15 protein-coding genes are annotated in these 17,034 nt (G+C 52.1%); 9 read left to right on the forward strand and 6 right to left on the reverse strand.

Annotated elements, in window-relative coordinates; all coding sequences use genetic code 11:
- Nucleotides 1–94: 94 nt before the first annotated feature.
- From J3353_RS11015 to J3353_RS11050, 9 genes are all read left to right on the forward strand, one after another.
- On the forward strand, nucleotides 95–817 hold the full coding sequence (locus J3353_RS11015) for an AAA family ATPase (RefSeq protein WP_005921747.1): 723 nt from the start codon (nucleotides 95–97) through the stop codon (nucleotides 815–817).
- Nucleotides 818–838: 21 nt separating this feature from the next.
- The gene (locus J3353_RS11020; protein WP_207684851.1) at nucleotides 839–1,774 is read left to right on the forward strand and encodes a hypothetical protein; all 936 of its coding nucleotides are present in this window, start codon (nucleotides 839–841) and stop codon (nucleotides 1,772–1,774) included.
- Between the two features lie 61 nt (nucleotides 1,775–1,835).
- Entirely contained in the window at nucleotides 1,836–2,165 is a 330-nt protein-coding gene (locus J3353_RS11025; protein ID WP_112121586.1) for a hypothetical protein, read from the forward strand.
- Nucleotides 2,166–2,247: 82 nt separating this feature from the next.
- Nucleotides 2,248–2,409, forward strand: a complete 162-nt coding sequence (locus tag J3353_RS11030) for a hypothetical protein (protein WP_170126684.1) — start codon at nucleotides 2,248–2,250, stop codon at nucleotides 2,407–2,409.
- 853 nt (nucleotides 2,410–3,262) lie between these two features.
- Nucleotides 3,263–3,619, forward strand: coding sequence for a TnpV protein (locus J3353_RS16340; RefSeq protein ID WP_242700930.1), 357 nt, complete (start codon nucleotides 3,263–3,265; stop codon nucleotides 3,617–3,619).
- Between the two features lie 161 nt (nucleotides 3,620–3,780).
- Complete coding sequence (locus J3353_RS11035; protein WP_370569198.1) at nucleotides 3,781–9,519, forward strand: SNF2-related protein; 5,739 nt, start codon at nucleotides 3,781–3,783, stop codon at nucleotides 9,517–9,519.
- Entirely contained in the window at nucleotides 9,516–9,848 is a 333-nt protein-coding gene (gene mobC, locus J3353_RS11040) for a plasmid mobilization relaxosome protein MobC (protein ID WP_158388456.1), read from the forward strand. The genes J3353_RS11035 and mobC overlap by 4 nt, the downstream gene beginning before the upstream one ends.
- Nucleotides 9,849–9,958: 110 nt before the next feature.
- A complete protein-coding gene (locus J3353_RS11045; RefSeq protein ID WP_120021073.1) occupies nucleotides 9,959–10,237 on the forward strand; it encodes a hypothetical protein in 279 nt (92 codons plus the stop codon).
- A gap of 54 nt (nucleotides 10,238–10,291) precedes the next feature.
- Nucleotides 10,292–11,674, forward strand: coding sequence for a relaxase/mobilization nuclease domain-containing protein (locus J3353_RS11050; RefSeq protein ID WP_207684860.1), 1,383 nt, complete (start codon nucleotides 10,292–10,294; stop codon nucleotides 11,672–11,674).
- 63 nt (nucleotides 11,675–11,737) lie between these two features.
- Here J3353_RS11050 and J3353_RS11055 read toward each other — a convergent pair whose 3' ends face one another.
- From J3353_RS11055 to J3353_RS11080, 6 genes are all read right to left on the reverse strand, one after another.
- Entirely contained in the window at nucleotides 11,738–13,630 is a 1,893-nt protein-coding gene (locus J3353_RS11055) for a hypothetical protein (RefSeq protein ID WP_207684853.1), read from the reverse strand.
- Between the two features lie 412 nt (nucleotides 13,631–14,042).
- Entirely contained in the window at nucleotides 14,043–14,648 is a 606-nt protein-coding gene (locus J3353_RS11060) for a DUF3885 domain-containing protein (RefSeq protein WP_015565836.1), read from the reverse strand.
- A 15-nt stretch (nucleotides 14,649–14,663) separates the two neighbouring features.
- Complete coding sequence (locus tag J3353_RS11065; protein ID WP_015565835.1) at nucleotides 14,664–15,023, reverse strand: hypothetical protein; 360 nt, start codon at nucleotides 15,021–15,023, stop codon at nucleotides 14,664–14,666.
- Between the two features lie 11 nt (nucleotides 15,024–15,034).
- On the reverse strand, nucleotides 15,035–15,571 hold the full coding sequence (locus J3353_RS11070; RefSeq protein ID WP_006059612.1) for a hypothetical protein: 537 nt from the start codon (nucleotides 15,569–15,571) through the stop codon (nucleotides 15,035–15,037).
- A gap of 26 nt (nucleotides 15,572–15,597) precedes the next feature.
- Complete coding sequence (locus tag J3353_RS11075; RefSeq protein ID WP_006059611.1) at nucleotides 15,598–16,149, reverse strand: DUF4304 domain-containing protein; 552 nt, start codon at nucleotides 16,147–16,149, stop codon at nucleotides 15,598–15,600.
- Nucleotides 16,150–16,158: 9 nt separating this feature from the next.
- A complete protein-coding gene (locus J3353_RS11080; protein ID WP_207684854.1) occupies nucleotides 16,159–17,022 on the reverse strand; it encodes a CbrC family protein in 864 nt (287 codons plus the stop codon).
- Nucleotides 17,023–17,034: the final 12 nt, after the last annotated feature.

Consider the following 17,034-nt stretch of genomic DNA (forward strand, 5'->3'; position numbering starts at 1 on the left):
GGCGACATCGGAAAGCTGAGTTTTCAGGGCACCCGCTATCTTGGGTTTGAGCGGAACTAAGCGTTCTCCTACATTATATAATAAGGAGTGCTGTATGAACGATCTATTTATCCAAGGGCTGACCATCGACTGGAACAGAGTTCGCCCATACAATTATGTTCGTCAGATTCCTGCCATCAGTGGAATCGACACTTTTACATTCCATAAGCCCATTACGTTCTTTGTTGGCGAAAATGGAAGTGGAAAATCTACGCTTCTGGAAGCAATCGCTGTTGCTTACGGCTTCAACGCAGAGGGTGGAACGAAGAACTATTCATTTTCCACATACAACTCCCATTCGGAACTATGTGAGGCTATGACGATTTCCAAGGGATATCGCAGACCAAAGTTCGGGTATTTTCTCCGAGCAGAGAGTTTCTATAATGTAGCCACCAAGGAAATCGACTATTCCGATGACGATCATCCCTCCAAAGGCTATCACCAAAAATCACACGGTGAAAGTTTCCTCGCCATTGCGCAGGACTACATGGGTGCAGATGGAGTCTATATTTTTGACGAGCCGGAAGCCGCTTTATCCCCGCAGCGGCAGCTCACGTTACTGATCAACATTTATCGGTGTGCCCAAGAAGGGGCGCAATTCATTATCGTATCACATTCACCCATTCTCCTCGGAATGCCTGATGCTGAAATTTTTAGCTTCGACAATGGCACGATTCATCCTTGTCAGTATGAAGATACGGACAGCTACGTTATCACCAAAACATTTGTAAATAATCGGCAGCATTTTTTGAACCAGCTTCTGAACGAAGAAACGTAATGCCGGGAAAGGACATTCCATATGAGTGATTCTACGTTGAAAGAGCTTTGGCAGCAGGTCGCTGAAAAGAAAAGCTGCGAAGCAAAACAGAAAGAACTGACCGCCCAGAGAGATACGCTTGCTGATCGCCTGAAAAAGCTGGAAAAATCCAAGCTGGCAGAGCAGGCTGATGTGGACCGTCTGGAGGGACACAGCCTTGCCGCATTTTTCTATCAGGTGATCGGAAAAATGGATGAAAAGCTGGACAAGGAACGGCAGGAAGCCTATGCAGCCCGTGTCAAGTACGATGCGGCTCTCCATGACCTTTCTTCCGTTGATGCTGATTTAGCACAAATTCAAAATAGGCTGGCACGGCTGTCCGATTGCGAAAGGCAGTATCAAGCTGCTCTTTCCGAAAAAATCAAAAGCCTCAAAGCATCTGCCCACCCTGTCGCACAGCAGGTTGCAGAAAGCGAAAGCCGCATTGCCGCGCTGAAAGTCCAAAAACGGGAACTGCTGGAGGCCATCAACGCAGGAAAGACCGCCCTGCACACGGTCAATGAAGTTCTGGAAACGCTGGATAATGCCGAGGGCTGGAGCACATGGGACGTGATGGGTGGTGGTCTGGGGGTGGATCTCGCCAAGTATGCGGAACTGGACGATGCGCAGGAACAAATCGAACAGCTTCAAGTGGAACTGCGGCGGTTCAAAACTGAACTTGCCGATGTTGAGATCGCCGCCGACCTTCAGGTTACGGTGGACAGCTTTCTAAAATTTGCGGATTTCTTCTTTGACGGGCTCTTTGCAGACTGGGCAGTTCTGGATCACATCAATCAGGCACAGAGCAGAGTAGAGAATACCAAAGGTCAAATCAAGCGAGTCCTTGCACTTCTGAAAAAGATGCGCGAAGATGTTGATGTCCAAATCGCTGACGAAAAAGAGAAGCAGGAGCAGCTTGCGGTGGAAACTGAGCTGTAAGTTTGAAGAGTCCGCTTATGTGATATGATTCGATAAAACCGAATTTACAGGAGGTGTTTCGATGAAAACAAGAAAGTTTGCCTTATGTCTGGCAGCGGTTTTTCTGGTAATGATTTATATCAATATTCAAAGAAACCATACTTTCACCCTTTCAGATGATGAAGGCACTATAAAGACAGAACAAATACAGCCACTTTGGGGAACTGTAAAAGTAAGCGGCGATTGTGATACTGATGTGGTCTTTACCGATGTTGAGACTGGAGAAAAATACAAAATCGGATATATTACACAGGGTGTAACAGAAAGAATCAAACTTGAACGAGGCAAATGGTATAAGGTGGTAGGCAGAGGCAACCTTACACTGAATCCGGTAAACATTCGAGTCGAATAAATGTAAGTTCCTTGCGGGCAGCTATGAAAGCTGAAGCTGAGAAGAGAGTTTTGAATATTCACATAGGAAGGAGTACAGTTCTATGAATTACGGATGGGCAACTGTTTTCACTTTAGCGGCATGGTTTGCAGGGCTTGTGATTGATGTAAATGTGCGGGTCGGCGACCTCGGTTTACGAACCGTGCTTCCCGTCATCGTGATGGGGTGCTGCGTTATGAAGTACATAAAGGGCAATAGCAAATAATCTTATCTCGATACACTTTCCAGCGGGCGGCCACAAAACGGTTGCCCGCTCTTTTTATGCTCAAAAAACGAAGGGAGGAACACTATGCCACGCAAAACCGAAGAATATCTCGCCCTTGCCCAGCGCACGGCGAATGGTCTGACCCGGTACTGGGAAAGCTGGACGGACTATCTGACCACCGCTTCCCGGCTGTACAAGTACAGTTTTGCGGACCAATTGATGATCTACGCCCAGCGCCCGGATGCCACCGCCTGCGCCGACTTTGACATCTGGAACAACCGGATGAACCGTTATGTGCGCCGGGGTGCCAAGGGTATCGCCCTGCTGGACGAATCCAGCGGATTCCCCCGGCTGCACTACGTCTTTGACGTAAGCGACACCGGGGTGCGCCGCAATTCCCGTGACCCGGAGGTGTGGCAGCTCGGTCCCGATTTGGTGCAGCCGGTTTCGGAAATGTTGAGCAAGACCTACGGCATCAGCGGAGAGCGTGTCAGCCAGCAGCTTGCGGATGTTGCGGGGAAACTGGTGGCGGATTACTGGGACAACAACGGCGGGGACATTCGTGCCATCGTTGACGGTTCGCTCTTGATGGATTATGATGAAGCCGGGGTGGAGATGCAGTTCAAGTCTGCCGCCGCCATCAGCGTCACCTACACGCTGCTGGAACGCTGCGGCATTGAGCCTGCCGGGTGGTTCGACAAGGACGATTTTCAGGCAGTCTACAATTTTTCCACCCCGGATAGTGTCTACGCCCTCGGCGCAGCCGTCAGCGACATGAGCCGGGAGGTCTTACGCCAAATTGAGCGCACCGTAAAAACCACCATTCGCCGCCGCAATGCAGAAAGGAGCCAATATGAATTTGAGCAGCAGGAACGTGACCTACTCGACCGTCGGGGACTACCAGCTCCCGAACCTGACCCTGAACCAGCCCCGGAAGCCACTGGGCAAATACGGCAGGCTGCGCCGGACGTACCTGAAAGACCATCGCCCAGTGCTGTACAACACGATGCTCCTGAACGGGAGCCTGTACCCGCACCTGATGGAGGTGGAACAGACGGCAGAGAGCCAGATGCAGCAGACCATGGAGCAGCTTCTGAAACAGACCTCGGCCCCGGACAAGGAGAACCGGCAAATGGAATGGGTGCAGCACATGAACAGCCTGAAAGCGCAGGCCGAGGAACTGGTGCTGACGGAGCTGATCTACAGCTAAGTTTTCTGGATGCGAACATCCCTACGGAAGCCCAGCAAATCGAGAAGATCGACCAAGCGGAGAGCGAAAAAACGCCCTCCGCTTTTGTTTTGTCGCAGGCTGAAATTGAGAACGAGCTGCGGCGGCATGGTTCAGGGTTTGCAGGCGGCAAGCAACGCATTATGGCACTGTACCAGACCCAGCCTGACCGAAAACTCCGTGCCAAGGCGTTGGCAAAGGAGTACGGCATCGGTGGGCACTCCCACGATTTTCTGGACGGAAGCCGGGGTTTTGTGAATCACGACTGGAAGGGACTGGAATTTGACCATTACCCCGACCACCAGAAAATCACCCTGAAATGGGCGCAGGTGGAAAAGTATATCGACCTTATGATTCAGTCCGACCGCTATCTGACAGATGAGGAAAAGGAACAGCGTGCTACCAGACAGGAAGCATCCAACTACAATGTCGGGGATGAAGTTGTGGTAGACCTGCCCACCAGAACGATTGAAGGTACCATCGGCTATGTTGGCGAAACCGATGTGCGCATCGACACCAGTGCGCACGGGCAGTCTTGGGACAATGAGGTTATTAACAAGCAGCAGTTTGAGCAGGGGCTGCGACAGAGTGCGACTGCTCAGCGTGTGGATAAAATGCTGGCGCAGGCAGAAGCCATCGCCAAGGAATCCGAAGTGCCTGAATACGAACGTTTCTCTGTCCGAAAAGTCGTTGACGGTAAAATGCCGCTTTTTGCTATCTGGGATGATCTTTATGATGACTACTATGAAACCAATCACGCCGTTCCACAGTTTTCTGACGAGAAGCAGGCAGAATCTTATCTGGAAAATCTGAAAAAAGAAGTTGCAGACAGAGAAGCCGCCGAGTGGCTCAAAGTCGAACACGCAAAATTTTTAGCAGACAAGGACGAGCCGGAGCCGTCTGACGAAGAACTGGATGAACTGCCGATCTCAACGGTCATTGACGGCGAAGTGCAGACTTTCCCGGATGCCGCAGCTTTGGATAAAGCCGTCAACGCAGAACCTGAGTCTGAACCTGTCGGGAATTTCCACATCACAGATGAACATCTGGGCGAGGGCGGCGCAAAACAGAAATATGCCCGGAACATTGAAGCCATCTGCACCCTGTTCAAGCTGGAACAGGAGCACCGTGGTGCCACCGCCGAGGAGCAGCAGGTGCTTTCCCAGTATGTGGGCTGGGGCGGTCTGTCAGATGCCTTTGACCCCGGCAAAGATAGTTGGGCGAAAGAGTATGCGGAGTTGAAAGGGTTGCTCTCCGAGGATGAGTACGCTGCCGCCCGCAGCTCCGTGCTGAATGCCCACTACACCAGCCCCACCGTTATCCGTGGTATCTACGATGCCGTGGAGCGCATGGGTTTCCGCAGCGGCAACATCTTGGAGCCGTCCATGGGCGTGGGCAACTTCTTCGGAATGCTGCCGGACACCATGGCAGATAGCCGCTTGTACGGCGTGGAGCTGGACAGCATTACCGGGCGCATTGCCAAGATGCTGTATCCGCAGGCTGACATTACCGTGGCTGGCTTTGAGACCACCGACCGCCGTGATTTCTATGATCTGGCGGTGGGCAATGTGCCTTTCGGTCAGTATAAGGTCAACGATAAGGCGTACAACAAGCTGGGATTCTCCATCCACAATTATTTCTTTGCGAAAGCCATCGACCAAGTGCGTCCGGGCGGCGTGGTGGCGTTCGTCACCAGCCGCTACACCATGGACAGCAAGGACAGCACCGCCCGCAAGCACATGGCAGAGCGTGCCGATCTGCTGGGTGCAATCCGTCTGCCAAATAATGCGTTCCGTGCCAACGCAGGCACAGATGTTGTCAGTGACATTATCTTTTTGCAGAAGCGTGACCGTCCTGCGGATATTGAGCCGGACTGGGTGCAGCTTGGCAAGACCGAGGACGGCTTTGCCATCAACCAGTATTTCGTAGACCACCCGGAGATGGTGCTGGGTGAATTGACCGCCGAAAGCACCCAGTACGGACGGGAGGAACTGACCGTTGTGCCCATTGAGGGCGCAGTGCTGGCCGACCAGCTTGCCGAAGCGGTACAGCATATTGAGGGCCAGTATGTTGAAGTCGAGGTGGAAACACCAGATGTTGCGGATGCAGAAGTCGAGCGCAAGACGCTCCCCGCTGACCCGGATGTAAAGAATTTCTCCTATGCCGTGGTGGACGGTGAGGTGTACTACCGAGAAAATTCGATTATGACGCAGGTGGAGTTGTCCGATAATGCCAAAGCCCGTGTCACCGGCATGGTGGAACTGCGGCAGATCGTCAACGACTTGATTGACCAGCAGTTGAACGACTATCCGGACGAGGATATTAAAGCGACACAGGCAAAGCTGAACGCCGCTTACGATGCCTTTACTGCCAAGTACGGTCTGCTGAACGACCGTAAAAACGGGCGGCTGTTTGAGCAGGATTCTTCCTACTATCTGCTCTGCTCTTTGGAAAATCTCGATGAGAATAAACAGCTCAAAAGCAAGGCGGATATGTTCACCAAGCGAACGATTCGCCCGGAGCGCACCGTCACCAGCGTGGACACCCCCAGCGAAGCACTGGCAGTGTCCATTGGAGAACATGGCCGTGTTGATCTGCCCTATATGGCGGAACTTCTCGGCTCTCCCGGCGATTATGAGCGTATTACCACAGAGCTGCAAGGCGTGATTTTCAAAGACCCTTCTGCGGATGCAGATGATCCGGAAGCAGGCTGGCAGACTGCGGACGAGTATCTTTCCGGCAATGTGCGGAATAAACTGCGCATGGCTCAGCTTGCCGCTGAAAGCCACCCGGAGTTCAAGATCAATGTGGAGGCTTTGACCAAAGCGCAGCCGAAGGACCTTGAAGCATCAGAAATCGACATCCGACTGGGTGCCACATGGCTGAATCCCGCCATTGTGCAGCAGTTTATGATGGAGACTTTTCAGCCGCCCTACCGCATCCGCTATAACAACCTGATCCAAGTCCGCTACTCTCCATTTACGTCCGAATGGCGCATCGGCAACAAATCTGCCGCCGGAATGTATGATATCATGTCCACCGAAACCTACGGCACCCATCGGGCCAACGCCTACAAGATTTTGGAGGACACCTTGAATTTGCGGGACTGCCGCATTTATGATACCATTGAGGAGGATGGTAAAGAGCGGCGTGTCCTGAACCAGAAGGAGACGATGCTTGCCCAGCAGAAGCAGCAGGCCATCAAGGATACCTTTGCAGGCTGGGTTTGGCAAGACCCGCAGCGGCGGAATCTGCTGGTGAAGCAGTATAACGAGTTGTTCAATAGTACCCGGCCCCGCGAGTATGACGGAAGCCATATCCATTTTGTCGGTATGAACCCGGAGATCAATCTGCGGGAACATCAGCGCAATGCAGTTGCTCATGTGCTTTATGGTGGGAACACCCTGCTCGCCCACGAGGTGGGTGCCGGCAAAAGTTTTGAGATGGCAGCTTCGGCAATGGAATCTAAGCGTTTGGGCCTGTGTCAGAAAAGCCTGTTCGTGGTGCCCAACCATCTGACCGAGCAGTGGGCCAGCGAGTTCCTGCGGCTATACCCCAATGCAAAGCTGCTCGTTACCAGCAAGAAAGACTTTGAACCCGCCAATCGAAAGCGTTTTTGCGCCCGCATCGCAACCGGCGACTACGATGCCGTCATTATCGGCCACTCGCAGTTTGAGAAAATCCCTCTTTCTGCGGAACGGCAGGCACGGATCATCGAAGATCAGATCGAGGAAATCGAAAATGCCATTGCAGAGGCCAAAGAACAGTCCGGTGAGCATTTTACCGTGAAACAGATGGAAAAGACACGGAAAACACTGGAGGTGAAACTGAAAAAGCTACAGTCCACCGACCGCAAGGATGATGTGGTCACATTTGAACAATTAGGCGTAGATAGGTTATTTGTGGACGAGAGCCAGAACTACAAGAACCTATATCTTTACACCAAGATGCGCAATGTTGCTGGCCTTTCTACCTCCGAAGCACAGAAGTCCAGCGATATGTTCGGCAAGTGTCGTTATCTGGATGAAGTGACTGGCGGGCGCGGCGTGATTTTCGCAACGGGAACGCCCATCAGCAACTCCATGACGGAAATGTACACCCTGATGCGCTATTTGCAGTACAGCACTCTCCAGCAGAAACAACTGACCCACTTTGATGCATGGGCTTCTACGTTTGGCGAGACCACCACGGCCATTGAGCTTGCGCCGGAAGGAACCGGCTACCGTGCGCGCACACGTTTTGCCAAGTTCTTTAACCTGCCGGAGCTGATGAATATGTTCAAGGAGGCAGCGGACATCAAGACTTCCGACCAGTTGCATCTGCCTGTTCCGGAAGCCAAGTTTGAAACTGTCGTGGTCAAACCCTCGGAAATCCAGCAGGACATGGTGAAATCCCTGAGCGAACGTGCTGCTGAGGTGCATAGCGGTGCGGTTGACCCCTCGGTGGACAATATGCTGAAGATCACCTCGGACGGACGTAAAATCGGCCTTGACCAGCGGCTGATGAATCCGCTCACCCCGGATGACCCGGACAGCAAGCTGAATGCCTGCGTCGACAATGTTCTGCGTATCTGGAACGAAACCAAAGAGGATAATCTGACGCAGCTGATTTTCTGCGATATGTCCACGCCCAAGGGAGACGGCTCGTTCAATGTCTACGATGATATTCGCACAAAGCTGCTTGCCGCCGGGGTGCCGGAATCGGAGGTCGAGTTCATCCACAACGCTGATACTGAAGGTAAGAAAGCGGATTTGTTCTCCAAAGTCCGCAGCGGCAAGGTGCGTGTCCTGCTGGGCAGCACTGCAAAGATGGGCGCAGGCACCAATGTCCAGACCCTGCTGGTGGCCGTGCATCATCTGGATGTAGGCTGGCGACCGTCCGATATGACCCAACGCAACGGCCGAATCATCCGTCAGGGCAACAAAAACAAACAAGTTTACGTCTATAATTACGTCACGGAGGGGACATTCGATGCCTACCTCTGGCAAACGCTGGAAAACAAGCAGAAGTTTATTTCGCAGATCATGACGAGCAAATCTCCGATGCGCTCCTGTGATGATGTGGATGAGCAGGCTCTTTCGTATGCCGAGGTCAAGGCCCTATGCGCAGGCGACCCGCGCATCCGGGAAAAGATGGATCTGGATGTGCAGGTAGCAAAGCTCAAGGTGCTGCGCTCGGATTACCAGAACCAGAAATATCGTCTGGAAGATAAGCTGCTCAAGCATTACCCGGAGGAAATTCAGAAAGCGAAGAACCGTATTGCGGCTCTGAAAAACGATGCCCAAATCGCAGACGCACACCCGCAGGATAAGGAGAACTTCTGCGGCATGACGATCAAGGGCATGGTGTTCGATGAGAAAAAAGCAGCTGGTGAGCGGCTGATGCTCGCCTGCAAGGAGATGCCGAATGCGGATATGATGCTGCTGGGCACCTATCGCGGCTTTGAGCTGAACATTCGCTTTGACAGTTTCAAGAATGAGCATCAAATCGTTCTCCGCGGCGAGCTGAGTTATCCGGTACCGCTGGGCGATGACCCTCGCGGCAACATCGTCCGTCTGGACAATGCCATCGGCAATTTTGCCGACCGCATTGCCGATGCTGATGCCGCACTGGATTCTCTGGAACAGCAGAAGCAGGCCGCAGAGGTTGAAATCGCCAAGCCGTTTGCGCAGGAGGAAGAACTGCAAACCAAATCTGCCCGCCTTGCAGAATTGGATGCGCTGTTGAACATGGAGCATCAGTCCAGCCGGACAGAACCCGAAGCGGAAGAAAAGCCGGATGCCCGCCCCTCTGTGCTGGCAGCTCTGGAAGAAAAGGCTGATAAAGTGGAGCCTGTCCGACCATTCAAATCTTACTTGGATAAGGATGGTGATGCCCGGTGACGGAGCACCGTGACCAGCAGATCCATTTTCGTGTCAGCAAAGTCGAACTGGAACGCATTCGTCAGAAGATGGAAAGTTGCGGTATTTTGAGCATTGGCTCTTATCTGCGAAAAATGGCTCTGGATGGTTACTGCCTGAATCTTGATTTACCACAGCTGCGTCGGATGGCGTACCTTCTTCAGAATTGCAGCAACAACCTGAATCAGGTGGCGAAACGGGCCAATGAAAGCGGGCAGCTCTATGCCGCCGATTTAGAGGACTTGCGTAGTCGGTTGGATGAGCTGATAGCTATCGGCAAGCAACTTCTCGCCAAACTTTCGGAACTCTAAAAAAATCCCGCAGCAGGAGGACTGCGGGCTTACATAACGGTTGACATCCTTGCAAGGCAGTAGCCGATACCTTTATAATTGGGGCGGAAAAAGGAAGGATGGTGTTCGATATGAGGTTTCTGTTCAAAATGGTGCTTGCCCCGGTCTCTCTGTTTGTGGCTTTTCTGGCTCTGATGGCAAAGTGGCTGCTCACTCTGTCCAGCTATGTTGTCGCGCCGTTGATGCTGTATATCTTTGGCTGCGGCATCTACACCGTCTACCGCCAGACTTGGGATCAGTTTTTGATTCTGCTGGTTGCTGAATTTCTCTGCTTTGTTCTTTTTGTCAGCGCAACTGCGATGGTGGCGGGCGTTGAACGATTCAGCGGTTGGCTCCGGGACGTGATTTGATTTTGAATCTTTTGCCGCCTTCGGGCGGCTTTTTCATTTAGGGGGTGATTTGCTCTGGCTGCTACTCGTCTGATTGCACTGCATCAGCACAAAGGAAAATCTATCGCCGCCTGCCTGAAAGACCGCACTGATTATGCGCAGAATCCCGACAAGACTGAAAGGGGCGAACTTGTCAGCAGCTATCAATGCAGCCCGCTTACCGTGGATGAGGAGTTCATGCTCACAAAAAAGCTATACGAGCAAGCCACCGGGCGCAGCCAGAAAAGCAATGTCATCGCCTATCAGATACGGCAATCCTTCCGACCCGGCGAAATCACAGCAGAGGAAGCAAATCAAGTTGGCTACGAATTGGCCTCCCGCTTTCTGAAAGGCAAACACGCTTTTATCGTTGCCACTCATACCGACCGGGAGCATATCCACAATCACATTATCTTTAATTCGACCGCTTTGGATGGTACCCGGAAATTTCGGGATTTTTTCTTTTCCGGGCTGGCAGTGCAGCGGTTAAGCGACCTGATTTGTCTGGAGCATCAGCTTTCCGTAATTGAAAAGAAGCCTTATCGGGAGCGGCAGAAGCGTATCACTTACCCGCCAAGGGAAAGCAACCGCGACCGACTGTGCGGTGTCATCGACGAAATTTTGCAGCAGAAGCCCACCGACTACGAAGATTTTCTGCAAAAGCTGGAACAGCAGGGCTATGAAATCAAACGCGGCAAATACACTTCCGTTAAAGGCGCACGGCAGAAACGCTTTATCCGGTTAAAGACACTGGGTGCCGGGTACAGCGAGGATGAAATCAAAGCAGTCATTGCCGGAAAAGCCGAACACCGCCCACATCAGAAGCAACCTCCCAAAGAGCAGCCGTTCCAGTTGCTGGTTGACATTCAAGCAAAACTTGCCGAGGGCAAAGGTGGCGGCTACGAACGCTGGGCGAAGAAGTACAACTTGAAAGAGATGTCCAAAACGCTGATTTTTTTGCAGGAGCAGAAAATCGGCAGTGCGGATGACCTGAAAGAGCGTGCTGATGCTGCACTTTCTCGCTATCACAAACTGGGCGATTCCATCAAGGCCGCCGAGAAGCGTATGGCAGAAATCGCCGTCCTCCGGGCGCACATCGTCAACTATGCCAAGACCCGGCCTGTATACGATGCTTACCGCAAATCCGGGTACAGCTCCAAATTTTTGGAAGCGCACCGGGAAGAAGTCACGCTGCATAAGACGGCGAAAGCCGCTTTCAATGAATCCGGCCTGAAAAAGCTGCCCAAAGTGAAAGACCTGAATGCAGAGTATTCGGCTTTGCTCACCAAGAAAAAAGCACTCTACCCAGAGTACCGAAAGACACGGGATGAGATGCAGGAAATCGTAAAAGCACAGAAGAATGTGGAACTGTTCTTTGCGGAGGAAAAGGACTCCAAGCAAGTCGAGCAGATCCGATAAAACAGTCCCTGAGAACTTTGCCGCTTATCCGGCAGGGTTCTCAGGGTCTTTTTTGCTTATTGCTCAGTCTGTACTTGGAACGGCTTTTCCGGCAGTTTCAATTTGTTTGGCAACCATATTTTCCAATTCCCCCGTAATCGTTGCACAATTTGCAACACGATAATTCCAGAAGTAAGAAACGCCTTCACACTCCTCAACGGACAAATCGCTGTTGACCAAAAGCAGTCGGTCGGAGGTTACTTTCAGCTTTTCGCACAGAGCAGCATATTTTCCATAATCAATGCTTCGGCTGGACGATTTGGCTTCCACCCAGAAGAATTTTCCGTTGATGGAAAACGCAACATCCAGTTCATGCGTGCTCCCTGCGGATGCCGCTTCTGAAAGAATCACATTGGAGCAAAGCGAAACTTCTGCGCCCTGCTCCTCCTGATAGCGATTCAAAATCTGCTGAACCTGATGCTCCACAAAAAGTTCCAGCCACTTCCCGCTCAGGAAATGCCGGACAGTCTCATTTTGCGCAAGCTCATAGACGATATTCTGCGGATAGATCACAATGGATGCAAAAAGTCCCATTTTATCCCACGTCTGAGCGATTTCCGAAAGTGTGGCAAACGAATTCTTGGAAGTACCCTTTGGGATACGAAACGAAAAAGAACCGTCACTCTGCATATGTGTCCGAATAAACTGCAAGAAATCCACCACTACCGGGTCGCAAAGAGCTTCGCCTGTTTTCCATGCCATCCGCTGAACGGCAATCGGCGGAAGTTTTTTCGGTACGACCTGCTGAACGATTCTATACCCACAGCGTTCCAGATGCTCCAATGCGGTCAAAGGCTTCGGAGGGATTTTTTCTTTAACTTCGGACTTTTCTGCACCGGATGTATTCTCAGTCAGATAGTTAAACTTCCATCCGTATTCCCAAGCAGGCGAACGGGTCAACACACCAACTGCATGAAATCCGCTGTCCGGTTCCTCCATCGGAAATGTGATTTTGTTCTTTTGGATATTGATTTGGAGCGTTTTATTTTTCAGCGCTATCTGATAAGCGTCAAGAAGGAATTCCTTTCCCTTATATGTCAGCTCACTGGAACTATTTGCAGATAGGCCAGCATTTTTTGCCAAAGAGAGAAGCAGACAGGTCGCTTTGGGCAGCTCAAGGATATGCTCCATCTGCGCAGCGTCCGGAATCACTTCCGCATTTGCGTTATCGGGCTGCGGCAATTCGTCTGCCGGAGTCTCCTTTGCTGGTGCAGAAACTTCGGGTGTCATTTTTGAAGCAGCCTCAGATTTTCCAGACTTGGGCAAAGGTTTCGGCTCCGTATAGACCTCAGCAATAAATAATTCATAGGAATCGATGCACGAAAGTTTTCCTGCCGCTGCAAGTCCCACATAAATCGCAGCCGCCCGCGAGGAATCGCCATAATACTTTTTAGAATCCGCTGCGGCAGCAATATCAGAAAAAGCATTATATCTGCTCAGCGGCTCCGCCTTTTCCGGGAACTGCTTCAACGCACGGCAGTAGAGCCACTCAAAGAACGAATCCATGTACGGCTCTGTCGGATACTCGTTTCCTTCCAGAGAGTAACGTAGCAGCTCTCCACTGGTTCGCAGCCGAGTGTCCTTATGGACTTTGGGTGGCTCACAGGTCAGAAGGTCAGCGAATGGCCCACCATGTTCAAACACTTTGGTGGCTTCAAAAACCGTGCTGATGGGTACATCCTGCGCAACAGAATCCAGATGCAGCAAAAGCCGCAGAGAAGAAACAGCTTCACCCTCCGGCTGAACGGATGCAGAGCTGACTTCCAGAATCGAAACATCAGGGTCTGTTGTATGGACGGCATCATGGACGGCACGGATATTCTGCCGCTTGCTGCCTTTTATCCATGTGAATGTCACCGGCTGTTCTCTGCAATAGGGATAGCCGGATATGGGAAAACAAATGGTTCGTGTTGCCATGAACACCTCCAACTTTTTAGGACAAACAAGTTTATGTAAATCAAGTATAGCACAATCCCGGATGTGCTGCATAGCACTATTTTCTGCTTCCGGGAATCCATCTGTGCAAAAAGTGCCGATACCACAGGCATCGGCACTCAGATTAAAAAGCATTTTTCAAAAATGTGCAGCCTGCATCCACTGGATGCAGAACACAAGGGGTTTGGGCACAGCCCAACAAGCATTTTGAATTTGATTTTTAGAAATCGGATTCAAAAATTGCAAGTTGGTACCAGCTTGCACTGCTTGCCACAACAATGCGTCCTTTTTGTCCGCAATTTGTAATTTTCAGATTGGAGAAAAACGCCATGGCAAAGACGAAGGCTGAAGAAAAAGCTCTCAACCTTGATTAGATTTTGTTTAACTGCCGGGATTATCTGCGCGCTGCGCGCAACTCCGGCTCGTTCTTTGAAAAGCGTGATAGCAGCTTCTGTGAGCCGCCCAGCACATCCAGCCCACGGTCATCGTACAAATGGTAGAGGAACGGCCCCGGCCCAGCCAGATAGACGCTGGACACAAAGCCGTTCCAGCCGCCGATGTCCCCCAGAATGATTTCCCGAAGAAGCAGCTCTGGTTGAAAGCTGATCTTGCTGAGATCCCAGTAAAACTGCACTTGTGCATGGGTATCCCCATCTTCATCCTGCTCTGTGGCCGAAAGTTGTTCATCGGGAACTGGGAGGCCCACTCGCTGCCGGATAACGGTCAGCAGGGACTCGGCGGGTTCTTCATCGGGATACCCGTCGATCCGCAGAAGGTCCGGCACCGCCGGAAGTGCCCGATAGATCGCGGCGGCTCGGTCCAGCGCCCCCTGAACATAAGCGGGGTTGGTTTTCAGCTTCGCCGCACGCCTATCCAGATAGATTGGTTCCTCCCCGCCGATCTTAAAACGAATGCCCACCGGTGCATGGTAGAACAGAGGGTGTTCCAGCCCAGCCATGCCCAGATCATGTAAAATGTGTTCAAACCGCTTTGCCAGCATGGTATCCCTCCGTTCTCATGTCATTTCATACAGCAGAGCAGCATCGCCCTGCACCAGTTCCAGATGGGAGCGCAGCGTATTAAGCCCGCTTTGCACCGCCTCGGTGGGCAGATCCCAGTCCGGGGCAATTTCAGCGGCCAGCTCCGAGAGATCCTGCTCCCGCAGAGCTGCCAGCAGTTGAGACGCCAGCTCTCCCTCCAGCAGAGCGCAGTCCAGGGTGTCTTCCGTCTGGGGAGCAGGAAAACGGACATCCAGATCCAGTTCGCTCTCACACCAGTCCCAGATGGCCATATAGACCGCGCCGGAGCAGTCACCGTCGGACAACTCCTGCCGCTGGTTATTTTTTATCAGATAAAAGGACGCGATCTGTGACATGGTGGTTCCTCCTAAATGTTATTCGCTTCCATCAGCCCTTCGGCCTGCAACCGGATCACATAGAAAGCCCGCACCCAGTCCAGTTCCTGCTCCATGGAGTCCTCCAAAGCCAGCAGGCGGCGCTTGCCAAGCCTGCGATCCAGAAGGGCAAAGATACGGACAAGGGGATTCTCGCTGACAAGGCTTTTCTCGATGCTCTGGTTGTCAAAGATCCCAAACGCCTCATAGAACACCTTTTGGTCAAAGGTGCCCTGCTCCAGCGCATAGGCATGAGCCTGATTGATGGCCTCTTTTGCGGAGTCGTGATCTTTCAGCGTGGTGGAGCGCAAGTGATGAAATTTCGTCCACACATTTTCAAAATAGGTGTAGTAGTTGCTCCGCAGCACTTCCACGCCGTCCACACGAATGGCGGCCCGGCCCTCATGGTCGGCGCTTTTGCTGTAACTGGTGGCAAAATACTGGATGTGGCCCCGGAGTGCCGGGCACAGGTAGTCATTCTCCAATTTGTTCCGGATTCCACTCCAAGTGGATACTCTACTGTTTGACATAGGTGTTGTTTCCTTTCTGCTGATTCCTACTGCTTTTGGAGATACTCCCGGAAGCATTCGATGAACTCCCGATTCCGCTTAGGGACATCGAACCCCTTCCGATGGGGGAAGAACCCCTCCTGTTCCACATCGTCCAGCAGCTTGGGCAGATTGGAAAACCGGGCAAAGAATGGTAGTGCATAGTCCTGGATCTGCCCGGAAATTTCCTGGATAGAGCGTTCCCGCTCCAGCAGAGTAGATACCTCATAGCGGGGGAAGTCATCATACCGGTGGGTCAGCCGGGCGATGGAGGTACCCACGATACCATCATAGGTTTCCTCCGTCCCTTCCTGCTCACTGCGCCACTGGGCAATCACCGGGGAACTCACATCGAAGAAGGCAGTAAAAGTGGTGGAGCCAAAGCGGATGGAGGGGGAAAAGTAAAAGGAGAACACAAAGATGCCGTCTTTTTTGTAGATGTCATTTTTGCTCTTGCGGTATTTGTAGCCCAGCGGGTTCAAAGGCTCCGCGATCCGCTCACAGGTATAGACGAAGATCTCACGGGGCTTGGTTCCCTTGGGAAAATCCTTCTTCTCCATGTTGCCACCTCAATCAAAATCCATCCAGACCAGGTGTTTTCCGCAGTGGAGGCACTGGAACAGATAGCATTGCAGATGCCCGCCATTGACAGATTCCCGGATCATTTCTTTTTGCTCATCGTCCCACATCGGATCGTCCAGTACCTCCTCCAGCACACCCAGGGCCCGCAGTTCCCTGGCACCCACATGGCCCAGGTAGGCGCAGTAGTCGCCGCAGTGGGCGCGCCAGTATTCCTGCTGCCAGCCGGAGTAGCCCGGGGTGCGGTGGATCGGCTCGTCCAGCTTCTCCGGATCGTCTACACCATCATCCACAGAGAAATCATCTTGAAAACTACCGTCATATTTCCGGGCTGCTTCGCCGTTGGCGATGCACTCTGGGCACAGATATGCAATATCCTCCACGGCGTAAAAGGGGGCTGTATAGAAAATATGGGTCGTCTTGCCACAGCAGTCGCAGACAACGCCGTCTGCGGATTCCTCAAAAGCCCCAGTTTCCAGAGGATTGGGGTGATACCGGAAGGCGGGCAGGCCCAGCTGGGCCTGCCGTTCCTTCTCTTTCTGCTTCTCCTCCGGCGTTTTGGGCCTGGGGAGGGCATAATGATTGCCCCAGTTTTCCGCATAGTCCTTCAGCGTGCCCAGCCGCTTGAGGGTCTTCTTGTCGGAACGATTTCCGATTTGGCAGAGCAGTTCGTAGGCATCCTTCTTGAAGTCCAGCAGATCATACACATCCACCAGCACTTCCTTGGCCTGCTTGTCTTCCGACAGCTCCAGTTTCTCCTTGAAGGTATAGAGAGCACGGACACTGTCCGGATCTCCTTCTGTCTCCCGAAACTGCTTTTGGAGTTCAATATATTGCTTCAGGTATTCGTTCATGGTCACAATCTC

Source organism: Faecalibacterium sp. Marseille-Q4137, assembly GCF_017377535.1.
In the GTDB taxonomy this organism is placed as follows: domain Bacteria; phylum Bacillota; class Clostridia; order Oscillospirales; family Ruminococcaceae; genus Faecalibacterium; species Faecalibacterium duncaniae.

Excerpts from the sequence above, each read along its gene's own strand:
- J3353_RS11060 (WP_015565836.1), bottom strand. The coding sequence starts at position 14,648 with ATGCTGGCAAAGCGGTTTGAACACATTTTACATGATCTGGGCATGGCT.
- J3353_RS11065 (WP_015565835.1), bottom strand. The coding sequence starts at position 15,023 with ATGTCACAGATCGCGTCCTTTTATCTGATAAAAAATAACCAGCGGCAG.
- J3353_RS11070 (WP_006059612.1), bottom strand. The coding sequence starts at position 15,571 with ATGTCAAACAGTAGAGTATCCACTTGGAGTGGAATCCGGAACAAATTG.
- J3353_RS11035 (WP_370569198.1), top strand. The coding sequence starts at position 3,781 with ATGGCACTGTACCAGACCCAGCCTGACCGAAAACTCCGTGCCAAGGCG.
- J3353_RS11055 (WP_207684853.1), bottom strand. The coding sequence starts at position 13,630 with ATGGCAACACGAACCATTTGTTTTCCCATATCCGGCTATCCCTATTGC.
- J3353_RS11075 (WP_006059611.1), bottom strand. The coding sequence starts at position 16,149 with ATGGAGAAGAAGGATTTTCCCAAGGGAACCAAGCCCCGTGAGATCTTC.
- J3353_RS11025 (WP_112121586.1), top strand. The coding sequence starts at position 1,836 with ATGAAAACAAGAAAGTTTGCCTTATGTCTGGCAGCGGTTTTTCTGGTA.
- J3353_RS11030 (WP_170126684.1), top strand. The coding sequence starts at position 2,248 with ATGAATTACGGATGGGCAACTGTTTTCACTTTAGCGGCATGGTTTGCA.
- J3353_RS11080 (WP_207684854.1), bottom strand. The coding sequence starts at position 17,022 with ATGAACGAATACCTGAAGCAATATATTGAACTCCAAAAGCAGTTTCGG.
- J3353_RS16340 (WP_242700930.1), top strand. The coding sequence starts at position 3,263 with ATGAATTTGAGCAGCAGGAACGTGACCTACTCGACCGTCGGGGACTAC.
- J3353_RS11015 (WP_005921747.1), top strand. The coding sequence starts at position 95 with ATGAACGATCTATTTATCCAAGGGCTGACCATCGACTGGAACAGAGTT.
- J3353_RS11045 (WP_120021073.1), top strand. The coding sequence starts at position 9,959 with ATGAGGTTTCTGTTCAAAATGGTGCTTGCCCCGGTCTCTCTGTTTGTG.
- J3353_RS11020 (WP_207684851.1), top strand. The coding sequence starts at position 839 with ATGAGTGATTCTACGTTGAAAGAGCTTTGGCAGCAGGTCGCTGAAAAG.